The organism is Methylobacterium marchantiae, assembly GCF_042679825.1.
Classification (GTDB): domain Bacteria; phylum Pseudomonadota; class Alphaproteobacteria; order Rhizobiales; family Beijerinckiaceae; genus Methylobacterium; species Methylobacterium marchantiae.
In genome coordinates this window covers 12,637-27,706 of record NZ_JBHTND010000031.1, presented here as the reverse complement: position 1 = coordinate 27,706, position 15,070 = coordinate 12,637, and the positions used below count along the sequence as shown (strand labels likewise).

Sequence of the window (15,070 nt, the reverse complement as noted above, 5' to 3'; positions counted from 1 at the left end):
TTCGACCGGACGCCGCGAAGACGTGGCGCCTCTCCCGATCGTGACGAGGAGTTGATCGGCATCCGAAGCCTGCGTCCAGCACAGTCTGTGATGGATCCGTCCAGCGAGCGAAATCCTCGTGGAGCCTCTGCAGCAGCGGCCGGCGATTTGTGGCGCTAGGGCCGATATGCTGAAGAATGTATCAATCCCCGGCGTCGATGATGGTCAAACGGGCTTCCGCCGAGTCATGACTTTGTTAATCTCTCGTGCGGATCGCGACGCGTGATTCGGTGTGGGTTGCTTACATGTCGGACGATTTCGGACCAGGCCAGCACGGCCTTCACGCGATGGGAGAGGCCGCCAGCGCACGTGGCACCGATCTCGTCGACGGCGACGTGCAGCGCCCCCTCGACCTCGTCGAGGTGTCCGGGCGCATCAAATGGTTCGACGTCTCGAAGGGCTTCGGCTTCATCGTACCCGACGACGGCTCGGCCGATGTGCTCGTCCACATCACCTGCCTTCGCCGTGACGGACATCAGGCGGCGAGCGAGGGCGCGCGGATCGTGGTGGAGGCCACCGAGAGGCCGCGCGGATGGCAGGCCTTCCGCGTGATCTCCCTCGACCAGTCGACGGCGACCCACCCGTCCGAACTGCCTCTGCCCCGCACCCATGTGAGCGTGACCGCGACAAGCGGCCTCGAGACGGCGGTGGTGAAATGGTTCAACCGCCTGCGCGGGTTCGGCTTCCTCAGCCGTGGTGATGGCTCGCCGGACATCTTCGTCCATATGGAGACGCTTCGCCGCTACGGGATCGCCGAACTGAAACCCGGCGAGACCGTTCTCGTCCGGTATGGCGACGGCTCGAAGGGCAAGATGGCGGCCGAGGTCCGGCTCTTGGACGGCGCGCTGCCTGCCTCCCACTGACGGAATGACCAAGTGACATCGATCCGCGACGCTCGTCCCGGCGCAGCCCTCCACGCGCTCCTCATCCTCCTTTTCGTCGTCACAGGGTTCGGCGGGGCCCTGGCCCAGGACGCCGCGAAGGTCGAGCCGCTGGAGATCACCGGCAAAGGCGGCCGGCACAGCTTCTCCGTGGAGGTGATGCGCGACGACGAATCCCGCTCGCGCGGCCTGATGTTCCGACGCTCGATGGCGCCGGAACACGGCATGCTGTTCGACTTCCAGAAAGTCGAGCGCGTGGCGATGTGGATGAAGAACACCTATCTGCCGCTCGACATGCTCTTCATCCGTCCGGATGGCAGCATCGCCCGCGTCGCGGCCAATACCGAGCCCCTGTCCACGAAGGTCATCCCGTCGGGCGAGCCGGTGCTCGCGGTGCTGGAACTCAATGCCGGGACGACCGCGCGGCTCGGCATCAAGGCGGGAGACCGGGTCGAGCACGCGATGTTTGGATCGCGCTGACCGGATCGGTCCGAGATGTCCGATCCCGGCACCTGCGAACGCAGCGTGAACAAACATCTTGACGCCTGTCTCGTTTCGAACCAATGTTCCCTTATTGTTCCAGAGCGGGCGAGCCGAAATCGGTGAGCTCGTCGGATATGGCAGGGGAACGCGATGATCGACGTCCAGCCTTCATGCGATGACATGGTCCTGTTCGAGAACGCGGACTGGCACGTGATCGAGGACGGGCTCGAGCATCGCGAGACTGGATATTTCGTCGCTCGCGACAGCCTGGGACGGCGGTCCGTGGACGAGTTGTGGGAATGGCCGCTTCATCTCGCCGAGAAGAGTTGGTGCTCGCCGCGTCTCTTCCGCGAAGCGTTCCTCATGGCCATCGATCTGTTCGGTATGGATCGCGACGAGGCACTCGCGCGGTCCTTCATCGCCGGCTTCGGCCTGAGGATGGGGCAGGGCGGTGTTGCCGGCAGCGACGGCTTCACGAAGCTCTCGGAACTGGTGCGCCCGAAATCCATCCCCCGGAGGCGTCCTGCCGCCTCGGACATGCGATCGGTCTCGGACATGCGATCGATCTCCCATCGCGGCGGAGCCGGATGGATGGAGGAGACGGAAACCGCGCGCTCGGCTCTGTCCTGACGTGACCTCCGGTCATGATGCCCTAGTTTTCGGGCATGCCGTGAGCGGCGTCGACCGGGAGGCCATCGCATGGACGATCACGAGACAGACAAGAACCGTCCGAAGGCGGGTCTGGGCGGACTCGACGGACTCGTCGTCTCGCCCTTTTCGCGCCGCGGATTCGTCATGACGAGCCTCATCGCCGGTTTCACCCTGGCAGAGGCGCATGCGCAGGCTCAGGTGGTCACGACCGATTCGGACGGCCTCGTCGCCGGAGAGGTCAAGATCCCGGCAGCCGATGGGCCGATGCCGGGCTATCGGGCGATGCCGGAAGGAGCGGGGCCGTTTCCGCTGATCCTCGTCATCGAAGAGATCTTCGGGGTTCATGAATACATCAAGGACGTCTGCCGCCGCCTCGCCAAGGCCGGCTATTGCGCGGTCGCACCCGAACTCTACGCCCGCCAGGGCGATCTTTCGACGATGACGGATGTGAAGGCGATCGTCCGCGACGTCATCCTGAAGACACCGGATGCGCAGTGGATCGGCGATCTCGACGCCGCGGCCTCATGGGCCGTCGCCGATTCGAAGGCCGACCCGAAGCGGATCGGCACGATGGGGTGGTGCCGCGGCGGACGCGGCGCCTGGCTCTATGCGGCGCACAGACGGGACCTGAAGGCGGCGGTGGCGTGGTACGGCCCCCTCGGCGGCGACCGCACCGACCTGCAGCCGAAGACGGCGGGCGACGTCGCGGCCGATCTCAACGCCCCGCTTCTGGCGCTCTACGGCGGAGCCGATACCGGAATTCCCGTCTCCAGCGTCGAAGAGGCTCGCGACAAGGCGAACGCCGCCGGGCGGAGCGTCGAACTCGTGGTCTTTCCCGAGGCGCCGCACGGGTTCCACGCCGATTACCGGCCGAGCTACCGCAGGGACAGCGCGGAACAGGGATGGACCCGCGCCCTGGCGTTCCTCAAAAGCCACGGGGTCGGCTAAATCGTACGCCGCTCCACTGGCCTTTAAAGCTGCAGAGCGGTGCTATCCGACGCCTCCCGCGGGGGCGTTCCCTCTGCTAGAATGGAGAAACGGCCGCGATGGTCGTTGTTTTTCGGAGTGATGCATCGCGGAACTAGTCGTCCGAGCGCCGGATCGACACATTGACGGGTGGGACTACATAGCGTTGCTGAGGTGACGGCCGATACGGCCGTCAGGCCTGAAGAGCGTTCCGGACCCATGAGTGCTGCGAATCCATCGGGCGAGAAACCGGTGATCCTCGTCGTCGAGGACGAACCCGATGAGCGCTTCCTCGCGGCCGCTTTGCTGGAAGAGACGGGGTTCAGCGTCATCGAGGCGGAGACCGCCGAGCGTGCCCTCGCGATCCTGAACGAGAAGGAGGGCGCGGTCAGCGTCGTCTTCTCCGACGTGCGCACACCCGGCCCCATCGGCGGCTTCGAGCTGGCCCGGATCATCGGAGTGACCTGGCCCCGCGTGCGCGTGCTGCTGACGTCGGGCGATGCGGGAGACCAGCCGAGCGATCTGAGGGTCTCGGCGACCTTCATCCCGAAGCCGTGGCGAGCGTCGGACATTCTGGCCTGGGTCGAGGAGGCGGCGGGCCGTACCCCGGAACAGGGCCCGGGCATCGACGTGATCGGCGGCAGCCCGCCCTGACACGGAACTTTGCTCGCATCGTCAAATTATCATGGATTAAATGGAAACTTCGTCGGGTCCAGCCGTTGGTCAGGTCAATCGTCAACTGACCAGTCACGATCCGACGAGTATCCGATGAACACCGCCGCCAACTTCAACATGGCTAATATCAATCGTTCGGGCCAATCGTACACGATCTTCCCTCAGTCGCGTCTGATGCAGAGCGTCGGCGAAGACCTTCGCGCGTTCTACGGCCAGGTGATCGATCCGGCGGCTCCCGCCGACCTGCTGCGCCTGGCTGCACTGATCGACGAGAGGCGCGGTGTCGATGAGACTGCGGAATAGCCAAGCATTCGGCGCATCCTGACGCCAACATCGCCGTCAGTGCGGCCTGAATGACGCAGGCCGCGAAGACTTCGCGCCGAGACTTGTATCGTCGTCCCATACATCGAACAAAACCTGATATGTCGGACTCGCCCTTCTGGATCGATCCGACGAGCCCCTCATGCGTCTGAAAGAATGCCTCGTTCTCGGCGCTTCGCTGGCCGTCGCGTCGCTGTGCGAACCGGTTCTCGGCGCGACACCGCCCGCTCAGCCCGCCGACGGGCCGGGAGGCATCGGAAATCGTTCCGTCCCGATCGTGAAACGTGCGCTCGGGCGGCCGAGTGCAGCGACCTTCGTGTTCTACTCGACCGGCGCCGCTCCGGCGGACGGGCGGCCCGTCGTCGTCTTCCTCCACGCCTGGGGATCGCCCAATCCGCAGCCTTACGGTGCCTGGATCGATCACCTCGCCCGGGCGGGATATCTCGTCCTGTTTCCGCGCTTCCAGGAGGTCAACCGGACGCGGCCGGCGGATGCCACCGGCAATGCCGAGAAGCTCGTGAAGGCCGCGCTGTCGGATCTCGAAAACGATCCCGATGCCAGACCGAACCCGAAGCGTGTCGCCCTGATCGGCCACCTCGCCGGTGCACCGATCGCCGCCAACCTCGCCGCCGACGCGGAGAATGCCGGCCTTCCGGTTCCCCGCCTCGTCTTCGCCATCATGCCCGGCGGCATCGCGAGCGATCCCCGATCCCGTGGTGTCGTGTTGCGTGACCTGTCGAAGATCGCGCCGGAGACCCTGCTGATCACCGTCATCGGCGATCGGGACGCCCGTGCCGCCGATCTCGCCGCCCGGAGGCTCCTGCGCGAATCGAGCGCCGTCGCGCCGGAGCGCAAGCTCTTCATCCGCGCGCTCTCGGACGATCACGGCTTTCCCTCCCTGACGGCGACGCTGACCTCGCCGGGCGCCGTGGACACGGCCTATGACGCGGGTGCGATCAAGCTGCCGCCGGAGCCCCCGCGCGATCCCAAACAGCCTCCCGCCCCGTTCAAATGGTCGGCGGACATGTCGCTGACGGGCGAACAGACGACATTGCTGGCGCAGCTCAACAATTCCCGCGCGGACAGCCTCGATTACCTCGCCTATTGGAAGACGTTCGATCTCGCCGCCGCCGCGGCCTTCGGCGGCGATCCGGCGACGCTCAAGGCCAACCCGCGCCTGAGCGATATGGAGCGCTGGAGCGACGGCTGGCCGGTGAAGCGCCTCGTGGTGGAGACGCCACGCGCCACTCCGGCGGCGGCGGCGCCAGCAGTTCCCACACCCGCAGCGGTGACCCAACCCAAGCCGAAACCCGTACGCCGCCCCTGATCCCGGACCTCGTCGAGGACTGCAAGCGCCCAACCGGCGTGGACGGGGCTTGTCTTCGCATGGGATTTTCCCGAAAGCAGAGCCCCCAAATTCCGCTTCGAGCCCAGCGAGTCCCGATGAAGCTGTTCCATTCACACTTCTCGCCCTTCGCGCGGAAGGTCATGGCCTGCGCCCATGTGCTGGGGATTGCCGACCGCATCGCCCTGCTGCCGAGCGCGGCGCATCCGGTGAAGCGTGACGGCACCATCCTCGCGCATCATCCCATGGCGCAGGTGCCTACCCTCCTCGACGACGAGGGCCACGCTCTCGCCGATAGCCGGGTGATCTGCGAATATCTCGATGCGCGTGCCGGCGGCAAGCTGTTCCCGCCGGCGGGACCTGCGCGCTGGTCGGCGCTCAATGCGCAATCCATCGCCGACGGCATCCTCGATGCGGCCCTGCTGATCCGTTACGAACTCACGGCGCGCGACGCGTCCGAACGCTCCGTCGCCTGGATGGATGGGCAGGAAGCCAAGATCGTGAGCGCACTCGCGGCCCTGGATTCCGAGGCGGAGAGCTTCGCCGACCGGATCGATATCGGAACGATCAGCATCGCCTGCGCCCTCGGCTATCTCGACCTGCGTTTCGCCGAACTCGGCTGGAAGCGGTCGCACCCTGATCTGGCGGCGTGGTTCACGCGTTTCGCCGAGCATCCCGCCATGCTGGCGACGAGGCCACCGGCGGCCTGAATAGGTTCGCACAGGGCTGGCGCGCGCCTTGCTACGGCCCGATCCGGTTCTCCGGATGTCGCGCCATGCCCGATTTCGTTGCCGCCCTCATCACCGCCGCCGCCTTCTGCGCGGCGGTCATCGTGACGAACGCTCTCACGCGCTGGGCGCTGCAACTGCATATCGCGCCGGCGGATCTCGCCGAGAACGGGTTGCTGCAATACGGCGTCGCGCTCGCCTTCGCCTCTTCGGCGTGGAAGCGGGCATTGGGCCGGCGATCGCTCTGAAACCTGGCCCGGTCGGCACGCAATCCGTGCCGACCGAGCGATATTCAGACGAGATGGCGGTCGAGAAGAGACCTCTGCTCAGAACCAGGGTTTGGTGACGAAGCTGTAATTCACCTTCATTCCGAAGGTGTACTGGTTGGGCGTGCCGTAGCGGCCGGCCACCAGCGGACTGTTGGACGAGGAGCCGACGATCCGGTTGTAGCCGACATATCCGGTCACCGCCCAGGTCTCGTTGAACGTGTAGGTGAGGGCTCCGAGCGCACCGACGGTGATGTAATTGTCCGGCTTGAACGGCCTCAGCCCGCCGTTGAGCGCCGATTCGAAGGGCTGGACGCCGAAATAGCGCTTGGCGAAGGATTCGTCTCCGAAGTTGAAGCGCGGTCCGATCGAGACCTGCCAGCGGTCGAAGGGCTGGATCACATCGGCGCCGAGCGATCCGACGAAGCCGTGGTGACCGAAGACGCCGTGGCGGAGTTCGGCGCGGGTCCGCAGCCACTCCACCGGGTAATATTCGAGGAAGACGCCGGGCTCGATCGCGTATTGCGCGTCGCGCAGGCCGAAGAGGTTGCGACGGTCGTCACCGTAATAGCGACCGGGAACGTAGCGAGCGGTGACGCCGACATGGACCTTGGACGAGTCGTAGAAGGAGAAGCTGATACCGTCGTCGGGCGACGAGAACCGGACCGGATCGCCGACCTTGCTGATGCTGATCGAGGGGTAGCCGATGGCGGTGTAGTCGTCGGAACCCGGATATCGCGGCGTCGCCTGGATGTTGGCGGTCACCGTGACGACCCAGAGGTTCTGGTCGAGGGCGACGAACGTCGGAGGCCGCTGCGGCTCCATCAGGTCGGCCGCCAGCGCACCGGTCCCGGATGCGAGACAGGCCGATAGGGCGAGGGCCGCGCCGGCAGAGGCCGCGCGGTTCCGTTGACCATGGTGCGATCGGGGCGTCGGGGTCAGTGTATCCATGACGCCGGTTGTGGACACAATTCCCTAATGCATCACACTGAAATCCGCGCGAGGCCGCGGTTTCCGTATCGGTGTGTCCGGGGAAACACGTCGAGCGAGGGCTCCGCCACGCCGTCTCTCGACGCGGCGGAGTCTACCCGATCCTAGAAGTAGGATTTCAGGGCACCCCGGCGGCGCACGTCGAGGGTGGCGCAGTGGAACGAGCCGCCGAACGGGCCGTAGGACAGGAACGGAGCCGGGATCGGATCGAAGCCCCAGTCCTTGAGCGCCTTGATCAGGGTCGGCTGGCTCGCGTCGACGACGATCTTCTTCTCGTCGATGGCCAGCACGTTGATCGAGGTCCAGGGCGAGCACATGGAGATCTTGCTCATGAACCCCTCCACCGGATCGGGGCGGGGCGCGATCAGCACGTCCCACTTCTTGAGCACGGCCGGCAGCTTCTCGACGTCGATATAGTCGGGGTTCACCAGCACCTTGCCCGGCGCCAGGGGCATGAAGGACGAGTCGATGTGCATCGGCTGCGGGCAGCGGCTCTCGATCTCGTGGATGCGGAAGCCCGGACCGAGATGGCGGCGCAGCCACTCGATGCCCATGAGGTTCGTGACGTTGGAGCGGGTAACGAACAGATCGCGGCCGCAGCGGACGAAATCCGCGGCGTCGAAGACCGGCTCGAATTCGTTGACCGTGAACTGCATCGGCTCGCCGGCCTTCAGGTTCGGCACGCGGTAATCGTAATTGTACAGCTCGTCGGTGAGCTGGGGCCGGGGCGCCGAGGTCCAGCGCGCGCCGTTACGAAAATATTCCTTGAACAGCGAGCGGTAGGCGTCGCCCTCGAAGTAGCGCGAGCGCCAGCACATCGGGCTCTCGATGATCTCGTCGCCGATGACGAGATACGGGTCGCGCGGGCAGGCGACGCAGAAGCCGCGCGAAGACCAGCGCGGAGCGTTGTACTTGCGCGAGAAATCCACGGCGTCGGGGCGCCGGATCTTCACGCCCTCGCCGGCGAGGATGGTGATGAAGTTGTCGAGCTCCTGCTGGGCGAGCTTCTTCATGAACTTCGGATAGCGGAAGCCCGCAGCGAGCCGGTAGAACGGCTGGGCCGCACGCGGCAGGTTGAAGATCACGGTGAGGTGGTGGGACGGGATGGTCGCGCCGTCGAGGCTGCCGACGATCACCTCTTCCAGAGGGTCCCACTCGTTCCAGGCCATGACGGGCGATTGAGGGGCGGGGGGATTGCGATACGGGGCCGAGGCGGTGTCGTAGCTGTCGATCCGCGCGTCGGCGAGCACGGCGTCCTGTGCCGTGGTGAAAGCTTCGCGGTCCATCATTCGTCCCTTGTGGCGCCGTTCGTGCGGCTGTTTCTTCGAGGCCTCTGCCCCTTCGCCGCTTTGGACCGCACTGTGTCTATCCGGTGATAGACAACGAAATCCAAAGCTGCAACTTCCGATGATGCCAACGTTTTCCGGAAGGTTTTTCGTCCGGTGCGTCGGTGAATTTCTCTAAAAAATCGTCCGTGCCGACGGTCGAAGGGGGATCATGAAGCGTCTGACGACATTGGCCCTCATCGCCGGGCTCTGCACGGTTGCAGGTCTGTTCTGGTCCTCGGGACTCGATGACGTGGCCGCCGCGGTCGTGAGTGCCGGCTGGGGTGCCGCCATCGTCGTGGTGGCGCGCGCCGCCGCCGTGGCGTGGGCCGGGCTCGGCTGGTTCGTCGTGTTCCCACGTTCGGAGCGTCCGAGCCTCCGGGATTGCGTCTCCCTGCGCTTCGTGCGCGAGGGCATCAACACGCTCCTTCCCGTGGCGACCGTCGGCGGCGATTTCGTCGGTGCGCGTCTGCTGGCTCAGCGCGGCCTGTCCGGCGGCCTTGCCGGTGCCAGCATGTTCGTCGACCTGATGACCCAGGCGGTCACCCAGTTCCTCTTCACCGTCGGTGGTGTCGCGCTTCTCGCCTGGCTGCACGGTGACGGTCCCGTCGTGCGCACCGTGGCCGGCGGCCTCGCCATCGCCGCTCCCGCGCTCGGCGCCTTCTTCCTCATCCAGCGCCGCAGCGGCCACAGGATCATCCAGGCTCTGCTGAGCCGCTTCGCCGCCGCCCGCGAATGGCGGGCGCTCGGCGCCGTCGAGGTGCTCTACGACAATCTGCGCCGACTTTATTCCTCGCCCAAGCGGGTCGTCGGCGCCATGGGCGTCCACCTGATCGGCTGGGTCATCGGCGCGGCCGAGGTCTACGTGGCGCTCCACTTCATGGGCTATCCGATGACCGTGGCCGAGGCCATCGTGATCGAGAGCCTCGCTCAGGCCGTGCGCGGCGCGGCCTTCGCGGTGCCGGGCGCCCTCGGCGCCCAGGAGGGCGGCCTCATCGCCCTCTGCGCCATCTTCGACATTCCCGCGGAGGCGGCCCTGGCACTCTCCCTCGTGAAACGGCTGGCCGATCTCGCCGTCGGCCTTCCCGGACTGGTCGCCTGGCACTTCATGGAAGGCAAGAAGGGGGCACCGGAGACCGGCGAGCAGGCTTCGCCGGCACTGGCAGCCGAGCGGCAAGACTTCGATCGGCAGGATTCCGAGCGTCAGGGCTCCGATCCGTATGACGTGGCGAAGACCGGAAGCGACATCGCCCGCACCGGAAGCATCGACGCCGTGCCGGTGGCTCGCGTGCCCGCGAACCTTGTCGGAAACCATACCGTTCTGCGGTCGATGGAGAGCGAGATGGGGGCGTTGCGGAAATGCGCGTGAGTGGCTTCGCCTCGGGGCTCATCGCCTCGACCCTCCTCGTCTTCGGCCTGCTCTCGGGATCTCCCGCGCGGGCCGCGGAGGATGCCGCGGTGCAGACCGTGCGCGGGCTCTATGCGAGCTTCGAGGGCGCGCTCAAGGCGCCCGAGGCCGACGTGAAGAGCCGGGCCCTCGTCATCGGTCCGGTCCTCGACCAGAGCATGGACTTCCCCGGCATGGCCAGGGTCGCCGTCGGGGCGAAGTGGAAGGGCTTCACGCCCGAGCAGCAGGGCGCACTGACGGAAGCCTTCAAGCAGTATTTCACCGCGACCTACGCCACGCGCCTGTCACAGGCCGCGGGCGGCAAGTTCGACGTCAAGCCCGAGAGCGAGGCGCGCGGACAGAACCGCGTGGTCCAGACCGAGGTGGCCAATGCCGAGGGCGATGCCTCGCAGGTCGACTATCTCGTCGGTTCGGGCAACCGGATCCAGGACGTCTACCTCAACGGCAATGTCAGCGAGGTCGCCGCCATGCGCGGCAGCTTCACTGATCCGCTCAAGTCCGGCGGCGCGGACGGCCTGCTGAAATTCCTCCGCGATCGGACGGCGGCGATGCTCGCCGCCAAACCAAAGCCTTAGACGCAGGCCAGACGCCCCTCGCCGCGCCCCGCCGGCGATCCCATCCGTGCCGCTTTCCCGACCCTGCGGCACCCTCATGCAAACCGTGACCGAGCCTCGCCCATCATGGACCTCCCCCTGACGGACCTGCCCCTGACGGATCTGCCTCTGGCGAACCTGACCTGGCTGTCGATCCTGTTTCAGCTGCTGGCACTGGCCGGATGCGTCTACGGGTTGACCGCGGCTTTCCTCGCCGGACGCTACGCCCGCCGCGCCGTCCCGGTCCTGGCGGCGAACGCCGTGCGTCCCTCGGTCACCATCCTGAAACCGCTCTGCGGCATGGAGCCCAATCTCTACGAGAACCTCGAGACCTTCTGCCGTCAGGATTACGCCGGACCGATGCAGGTGGTGTTCGGCGTCCAGAACGCCACCGACCCGGCGATCGCTGTCGTGCGCCGCCTCGCCGAGGCCTATCCGGCCCTTCGCCTCGACCTCGTCATCGATGCGCGCCAGCACGGCTCGAACCGCAAGGTCTCCAACCTCATCAACATGTCGGCGGAGATCGCGCACGACGTGATCGTGCTGGCCGACAGCGACATGGTGGCGAGGCCCGACTATCTCGAGCGGATCGTCGCCGAACTCGGGCAGCCGGGCGTCAACGGCGTGACCTGCCTCTACCACGGCGTGCCGGCCCATCGCGGCGTCTGGGCCCATCTCTCGGCGCTCGCCATCGACGTGCAGTTCCTGCCCAACGTCGTCATGGGAACCTCGCTCGGCCTCGCCAAGCCGTGCTTCGGCTCCACCATCGCCTTCACAACGGCGGCGCTCGCCGAGATGGGCGGCTTCGAGGCCTTCCGCGACGACCTCGCCGACGATTACGCCGTGGGCGAAGCCCTGCGCGCCAAGGGCGGCCTCGTGGCGATCCCGACCTTCACGATCGGGCATACCTGCGTCGACACCGATCTCGCCGGCCTGTGGAAGCACGAGCTGCGCTGGAACCGCACCATCCGCAACGTCGATCCGGCCGGCTATGCCGGCTCCATCGTCACCCATGCCTTCCCGCTGGCGCTCATCGGCGCCCTGATCCCCGGCGCCGGAACCAGCGGCCTCGCCGTGGCGGCCCTGGCGCTCGCCTGCCGGATCATCCTCTGCGTCCGCCTGGAGCGCGCCTTTGGCCTCGCTCCGCACCCCTACTGGCTGTTGCCGATACGTGACATCCTCTCCTTCATGAACTTCTCATGGAGCTTTGTCTCGGGTGCGGTGACATGGAAAGGTCACGATTATCGGGTGGTTGCGGATGGCACACTGATCCCCGAGCGAAGCCTCGGCCACGATGCTGGTGCATCTTCGCTCTGATCTTCGCTTTTAGCGTCCCGCCCGCCCTTTTTCCTTTCTCGCTGAGGCCTTGAACCCCATGCGCACGCTCTTCCTCCAGGCTCCCACCTTCGATGGTTTCGACGGCGGCGCGGGCTCCCGCTACCAGGCCAAGCGCGAAATCAAGTCCTTCTGGTACCCGACCTGGCTCGCCCAGCCGGCCGCCCTGGTGCCGAACTCGAAGCTGATCGACGCGCCGCCCCACAACATCAAGCTCCCCGAGATCGTGGCCCAGGCCAACGATTTCGACCTCGTGGTGCTCCACACCTCGGTCCCTTCCTTCAAGTCCGACGTGAAGACGGTGGAGGCCCTCAAGGCCGCCAATCCGAAGCTCATCGCCGGCCTGATCGGCGCCAAGGTCGCCGTGGACGCCGCCGGCGCCATGGCCCAGGCGCCCTGCATCGATTTCTGTGCCCGCAACGAGTTCGACTTCACCGTCAAGGAAGTCGCCGACGGCACCCCGATGTCCGAGATCAAGGGTCTGTCCTATCGTGATGCCAATGGCGTCGTGGTCCATAACGAGGACCGCGAGATCATGACGGACATGGACCAGCTGCCGTTCGTGACCTCGGTCTACAAGCGCGACCTCGAGATGGAGAAGTACTTCATCGGGTACCTCAAGCACCCCTACATCTCGTTCTATTCCGGCCGCGGCTGCAAGAGCCGCTGCACCTTCTGCCTCTGGCCGCAGACGGTGGGCGGACACACCTACCGCACCCGCTCGGTCGCGCACGTGGTCGAGGAGATCAAGTACTGCCTGAAGGAGTTCCCGCAGACGAAGGAGTTCTTCTTCGACGATGACACCTTCACCGACAATCTTCCCCGCGCCGAAGAGATCGCGCGCGAGCTCGGCAAGCTCGGCGTCACCTGGTCGTGCAACGCCAAGGCGAACGTGCCCCGCGAGACCCTGAAGGTTCTCAAGGACAACGGCCTGCGCCTCCTGCTCGTCGGCTACGAGTCCGGCAACCAGAAGATCCTGAACAACATCAAGAAGGGCATGCGCGTCGAGGTGGCCGAGAAGTTCACCAAGGATTGCCACGACCTCGGCATCGCCATCCACGGCACCTTCATCGTCGGCCTGCCCGGCGAGACCAGGGAGACGATCCAGGAGACGATCGCCTTCGCCAAGCGCATCAACCCGCACACGATCCAGGCGTCGCTGGCCGCCCCCTATCCGGGCACCTTCCTCTACAAGCAGGCGGTGGAGAACGGCTGGCTCGACGTCGCGAATGCCGAGCTCGTTGACGAGAACGGCGTGCAGATCGCGCCGCTGCACTACCCGCACCTGTCGCATTCCGAGATCTTCGCGGCGGTGGAGGAATTCTACCGGAAGTTCTACTTCCGCGCCCCGAAGATCGCCTCCATCGTCTCCGAGATGGTGCGCTCGCCCGACATGATGAAGCGCCGCCTGCGCGAAGGCGTCGAGTTCTACCGCTTCCTGAAAGAGCGCCAGGGCACCTCGAAGGCCGCCTGACGCTCGAAATCTGCGGATGATCGCGGCCGGGCCCTCGTGCCCGGCCGCTTTCGTTTGGTGCGATTCGATCGGCGCGATGACCTTTCCCTTGTCAGAGCTAGCGAGCCCGTCGCTCCATGGGTATGTTCGGCTGAGATCGAGGATTGGGCATGATCCGGGATTGAAAATGGCAGATAAGCTGATCGTCAGAGCGAGCGTAGACGCGAAGACCAAGCGCGAAGCGAGTGCTGTGCTCGCTTCCATGGGTCTCACCGCGTCCGATGCAGTCCGCCTGATGTTCGCGCGGGTCGCCGCGGACAAGACTTTTCCATTCGAGGCTCTGACTCCGAATTCGGAGACCGTCGATGCCATGAAGGCCGCTAGACGGGGCGATACGACAAAGGTCGGCAGCATCGAGAGCCTGCTGGCCGACCTGCATGCGGGCGATTGAGTATACGATCCGGTTCAAGCGGGACTATCGACGCGAGCTCAAAGGACGCTACAAACGAACGCTGGAAGCGGACCTTTCGGGAGTGCTCGAATCGTTGCTGAAGGACGAGACGCTTGCTGTGAAGTTCCGTGATCACGCGCTGTCTGGGAATTGGGCCGATCATCGCGACTGTCATCTCAGGCCCGACCTCGTGCTGATCTACCGGCTGGCGGGCTTGGATATTCTACAGCTGGTCCGGCTCGGCTCGCACAGCGAACTCGGGCTCTGACGGTGCATTGTGTCGTGATCGGCCACGCGCGCCAGAAGCCATGAGCACACCATGAAGCGACTCGTCGTCACTGCGGACGATTTCGGCCTGAGTCTCGAGGTCAACGACGCCGTCGAGCAGGCCCATCGCGAGGGCATCCTCACGGCGGCGAGCCTGATGGTGTCGGCCCCGGCGGCGGCCGATGCCGTGGCGCGGGCGAGGCGCCTGCCGTCCCTGCGCGTCGGCCTCCACCTCGTCATGGTCGAGGCTTGGCCGACCCTGCCGGCGGCGGAGCTGCCCGACCTCGTCGACGCGGATGGGCTGATCCGCCGCGACATGGGACGTCTCGGCCTCGATCTCGCCGTGAAGCCGTCGGCGCGCCGCCAGCTCTCGGCGGAGATCACGGCCCAGTTCGAAGCCTACAAGGCCACGGGCCTGCCCCTCGACCATGTCAACGCGCACAAGCATTTCCACGTGCATCCGCTCATCGCCGGTCGGGTGCTGGCGATCGGCCGCGGCTACGGCATGCGGGCGATCCGGGTACCGCGCGAGCCCCGCGCCATCCTTCGCGCCGCCGAGCCGGGCACGAACCCGAAACCCGCCCTCGACATCGCGCCCTGGGCCGGATTGCTGGCCGTCCGCGCCCGTCAGGCCGGCCTGCTGATCCCCGATCGGACCCTCGGGCTGGCATGGTCTGGCGCGATGACGCCGCAACGTGTGGCGGGGCTCCTGGAGCACCTGCCGAGCGGCCTGACCGAGCTCTATACCCACCCGGCCACCGCCGGCGGGTTTCCTGGCGAGGCGCCGGGCTACGCCTATGCCGCCGAGCGCGATGCCCTGATCGCGCCGGAGACGATCGCAGCCGTGAAGAGGGCCGGAGCGACGAGCGGCGGCTTCTCCGATTTTTCCTGAG

General features: G+C 66.1%; 18 protein-coding genes. 16 read left to right on the top strand and 2 right to left on the bottom strand.

Features of this window, described 5'->3' with window-relative positions:
- Window positions 1-326 precede the first annotated feature (326 nt).
- From ACFQ4G_RS18405 to ACFQ4G_RS18365, 9 genes are all read left to right on the top strand, one after another.
- Entirely contained in the window at window positions 327-902 is a 576-nt protein-coding gene (locus ACFQ4G_RS18405) for a cold-shock protein (protein WP_238208969.1), read from the top strand.
- A gap of 12 nt (window positions 903-914) precedes the next feature.
- Entirely contained in the window at window positions 915-1,400 is a 486-nt protein-coding gene (locus ACFQ4G_RS18400; RefSeq protein ID WP_379040784.1) for a DUF192 domain-containing protein, read from the top strand.
- A 153-nt stretch (window positions 1,401-1,553) separates the two neighbouring features.
- Window positions 1,554-2,033: a hypothetical protein gene (locus ACFQ4G_RS18395; RefSeq protein WP_238208953.1), complete on the top strand. Its 480-nt coding sequence runs from the start codon at window positions 1,554-1,556 to the stop codon at window positions 2,031-2,033.
- A gap of 69 nt (window positions 2,034-2,102) precedes the next feature.
- Window positions 2,103-3,002: a dienelactone hydrolase family protein gene (locus tag ACFQ4G_RS18390; RefSeq protein WP_238208952.1), complete on the top strand. Its 900-nt coding sequence runs from the start codon at window positions 2,103-2,105 to the stop codon at window positions 3,000-3,002.
- 237 nt (window positions 3,003-3,239) lie between these two features.
- Window positions 3,240-3,674, top strand: a complete 435-nt coding sequence (locus ACFQ4G_RS18385; RefSeq protein WP_238208951.1) for a response regulator — start codon at window positions 3,240-3,242, stop codon at window positions 3,672-3,674.
- Window positions 3,675-3,788: 114 nt separating this feature from the next.
- A complete protein-coding gene (locus ACFQ4G_RS18380; RefSeq protein WP_238208950.1) occupies window positions 3,789-3,998 on the top strand; it encodes a hypothetical protein in 210 nt (69 codons plus the stop codon).
- 160 nt (window positions 3,999-4,158) lie between these two features.
- Window positions 4,159-5,343, top strand: a complete 1,185-nt coding sequence (locus ACFQ4G_RS18375) for a poly(ethylene terephthalate) hydrolase family protein (RefSeq protein WP_238208949.1) — start codon at window positions 4,159-4,161, stop codon at window positions 5,341-5,343.
- A 116-nt stretch (window positions 5,344-5,459) separates the two neighbouring features.
- On the top strand, window positions 5,460-6,071 hold the full coding sequence (locus tag ACFQ4G_RS18370; protein ID WP_238208948.1) for a glutathione S-transferase family protein: 612 nt from the start codon (window positions 5,460-5,462) through the stop codon (window positions 6,069-6,071).
- A 65-nt stretch (window positions 6,072-6,136) separates the two neighbouring features.
- A complete protein-coding gene (locus ACFQ4G_RS18365; protein WP_238208947.1) occupies window positions 6,137-6,337 on the top strand; it encodes a hypothetical protein in 201 nt (66 codons plus the stop codon).
- 78 nt (window positions 6,338-6,415) lie between these two features.
- Here the strand turns inward: ACFQ4G_RS18365 and ACFQ4G_RS18360 are convergent, their stop codons facing one another.
- Both ACFQ4G_RS18360 and ACFQ4G_RS18355 read right to left on the bottom strand, forming a co-directional pair.
- The gene (locus tag ACFQ4G_RS18360; RefSeq protein WP_238208946.1) at window positions 6,416-7,306 is read right to left on the bottom strand and encodes a MipA/OmpV family protein; all 891 of its coding nucleotides are present in this window, start codon (window positions 7,304-7,306) and stop codon (window positions 6,416-6,418) included.
- Window positions 7,307-7,449: 143 nt separating this feature from the next.
- A complete protein-coding gene (locus ACFQ4G_RS18355) occupies window positions 7,450-8,631 on the bottom strand; it encodes an amidinotransferase (RefSeq protein WP_238208945.1) in 1,182 nt (393 codons plus the stop codon).
- 211 nt (window positions 8,632-8,842) lie between these two features.
- On the opposite strand from ACFQ4G_RS18355, the gene ACFQ4G_RS18350 reads away from it, so the two are divergent.
- The 7 genes from ACFQ4G_RS18350 to hpnK all read left to right on the top strand — a co-directional run bounded on the left by ACFQ4G_RS18350 (window position 8,843) and on the right by hpnK (window position 15,069).
- On the top strand, window positions 8,843-10,039 hold the full coding sequence (locus ACFQ4G_RS18350) for a flippase-like domain-containing protein (protein ID WP_238208944.1): 1,197 nt from the start codon (window positions 8,843-8,845) through the stop codon (window positions 10,037-10,039).
- Window positions 10,030-10,653 (top strand): MlaC/ttg2D family ABC transporter substrate-binding protein, encoded by a 624-nt coding sequence (locus ACFQ4G_RS18345; protein WP_238208943.1) that lies wholly within the window; start codon window positions 10,030-10,032, stop codon window positions 10,651-10,653. Before ACFQ4G_RS18350 ends, ACFQ4G_RS18345 begins: the two co-directional genes overlap by 10 nt.
- 105 nt (window positions 10,654-10,758) lie before the next feature.
- A complete protein-coding gene (gene hpnI, locus ACFQ4G_RS18340; RefSeq protein ID WP_238208942.1) occupies window positions 10,759-11,988 on the top strand; it encodes a bacteriohopanetetrol glucosamine biosynthesis glycosyltransferase HpnI in 1,230 nt (409 codons plus the stop codon).
- A 58-nt stretch (window positions 11,989-12,046) separates the two neighbouring features.
- Window positions 12,047-13,480 (top strand): hopanoid biosynthesis associated radical SAM protein HpnJ, encoded by a 1,434-nt coding sequence (gene hpnJ / locus ACFQ4G_RS18335; protein ID WP_238208941.1) that lies wholly within the window; start codon window positions 12,047-12,049, stop codon window positions 13,478-13,480.
- Window positions 13,481-13,646: 166 nt separating this feature from the next.
- Window positions 13,647-13,910 (top strand): type II toxin-antitoxin system RelB/DinJ family antitoxin, encoded by a 264-nt coding sequence (locus ACFQ4G_RS18330; RefSeq protein ID WP_238208940.1) that lies wholly within the window; start codon window positions 13,647-13,649, stop codon window positions 13,908-13,910.
- Window positions 13,897-14,178, top strand: a complete 282-nt coding sequence (locus ACFQ4G_RS18325; protein WP_238208939.1) for a type II toxin-antitoxin system YafQ family toxin — start codon at window positions 13,897-13,899, stop codon at window positions 14,176-14,178. The genes ACFQ4G_RS18330 and ACFQ4G_RS18325 overlap by 14 nt, the downstream gene beginning before the upstream one ends.
- A 51-nt stretch (window positions 14,179-14,229) precedes the next feature.
- Entirely contained in the window at window positions 14,230-15,069 is an 840-nt protein-coding gene (hpnK, locus tag ACFQ4G_RS18320) for a hopanoid biosynthesis-associated protein HpnK (protein WP_238208938.1), read from the top strand.
- Window position 15,070 lies beyond the last annotated feature (1 nt).

What these genes read in the sequence shown, in the direction of transcription:
- ACFQ4G_RS18345 (WP_238208943.1), top strand. Translation starts at nt 10,030, where the DNA reads ATGCGCGTGAGTGGCTTCGCCTCGGGGCTCATCGCCTCGACCCTCCTC.
- ACFQ4G_RS18365 (WP_238208947.1), top strand. Translation starts at nt 6,137, where the DNA reads ATGCCCGATTTCGTTGCCGCCCTCATCACCGCCGCCGCCTTCTGCGCG.
- ACFQ4G_RS18395 (WP_238208953.1), top strand. Translation starts at nt 1,554, where the DNA reads ATGATCGACGTCCAGCCTTCATGCGATGACATGGTCCTGTTCGAGAAC.
- ACFQ4G_RS18355 (WP_238208945.1), bottom strand. Translation starts at nt 8,631, where the DNA reads ATGGACCGCGAAGCTTTCACCACGGCACAGGACGCCGTGCTCGCCGAC.
- ACFQ4G_RS18380 (WP_238208950.1), top strand. Translation starts at nt 3,789, where the DNA reads ATGAACACCGCCGCCAACTTCAACATGGCTAATATCAATCGTTCGGGC.
- ACFQ4G_RS18360 (WP_238208946.1), bottom strand. Translation starts at nt 7,306, where the DNA reads ATGGATACACTGACCCCGACGCCCCGATCGCACCATGGTCAACGGAAC.
- hpnJ (WP_238208941.1), top strand. Translation starts at nt 12,047, where the DNA reads ATGCGCACGCTCTTCCTCCAGGCTCCCACCTTCGATGGTTTCGACGGC.
- ACFQ4G_RS18325 (WP_238208939.1), top strand. Translation starts at nt 13,897, where the DNA reads ATGCGGGCGATTGAGTATACGATCCGGTTCAAGCGGGACTATCGACGC.
- ACFQ4G_RS18375 (WP_238208949.1), top strand. Translation starts at nt 4,159, where the DNA reads ATGCGTCTGAAAGAATGCCTCGTTCTCGGCGCTTCGCTGGCCGTCGCG.
- hpnI (WP_238208942.1), top strand. Translation starts at nt 10,759, where the DNA reads ATGGACCTCCCCCTGACGGACCTGCCCCTGACGGATCTGCCTCTGGCG.
- ACFQ4G_RS18385 (WP_238208951.1), top strand. Translation starts at nt 3,240, where the DNA reads ATGAGTGCTGCGAATCCATCGGGCGAGAAACCGGTGATCCTCGTCGTC.
- ACFQ4G_RS18330 (WP_238208940.1), top strand. Translation starts at nt 13,647, where the DNA reads ATGGCAGATAAGCTGATCGTCAGAGCGAGCGTAGACGCGAAGACCAAG.
- ACFQ4G_RS18370 (WP_238208948.1), top strand. Translation starts at nt 5,460, where the DNA reads ATGAAGCTGTTCCATTCACACTTCTCGCCCTTCGCGCGGAAGGTCATG.
- ACFQ4G_RS18390 (WP_238208952.1), top strand. Translation starts at nt 2,103, where the DNA reads ATGGACGATCACGAGACAGACAAGAACCGTCCGAAGGCGGGTCTGGGC.
- ACFQ4G_RS18350 (WP_238208944.1), top strand. Translation starts at nt 8,843, where the DNA reads ATGAAGCGTCTGACGACATTGGCCCTCATCGCCGGGCTCTGCACGGTT.
- hpnK (WP_238208938.1), top strand. Translation starts at nt 14,230, where the DNA reads ATGAAGCGACTCGTCGTCACTGCGGACGATTTCGGCCTGAGTCTCGAG.
- ACFQ4G_RS18405 (WP_238208969.1), top strand. Translation starts at nt 327, where the DNA reads ATGGGAGAGGCCGCCAGCGCACGTGGCACCGATCTCGTCGACGGCGAC.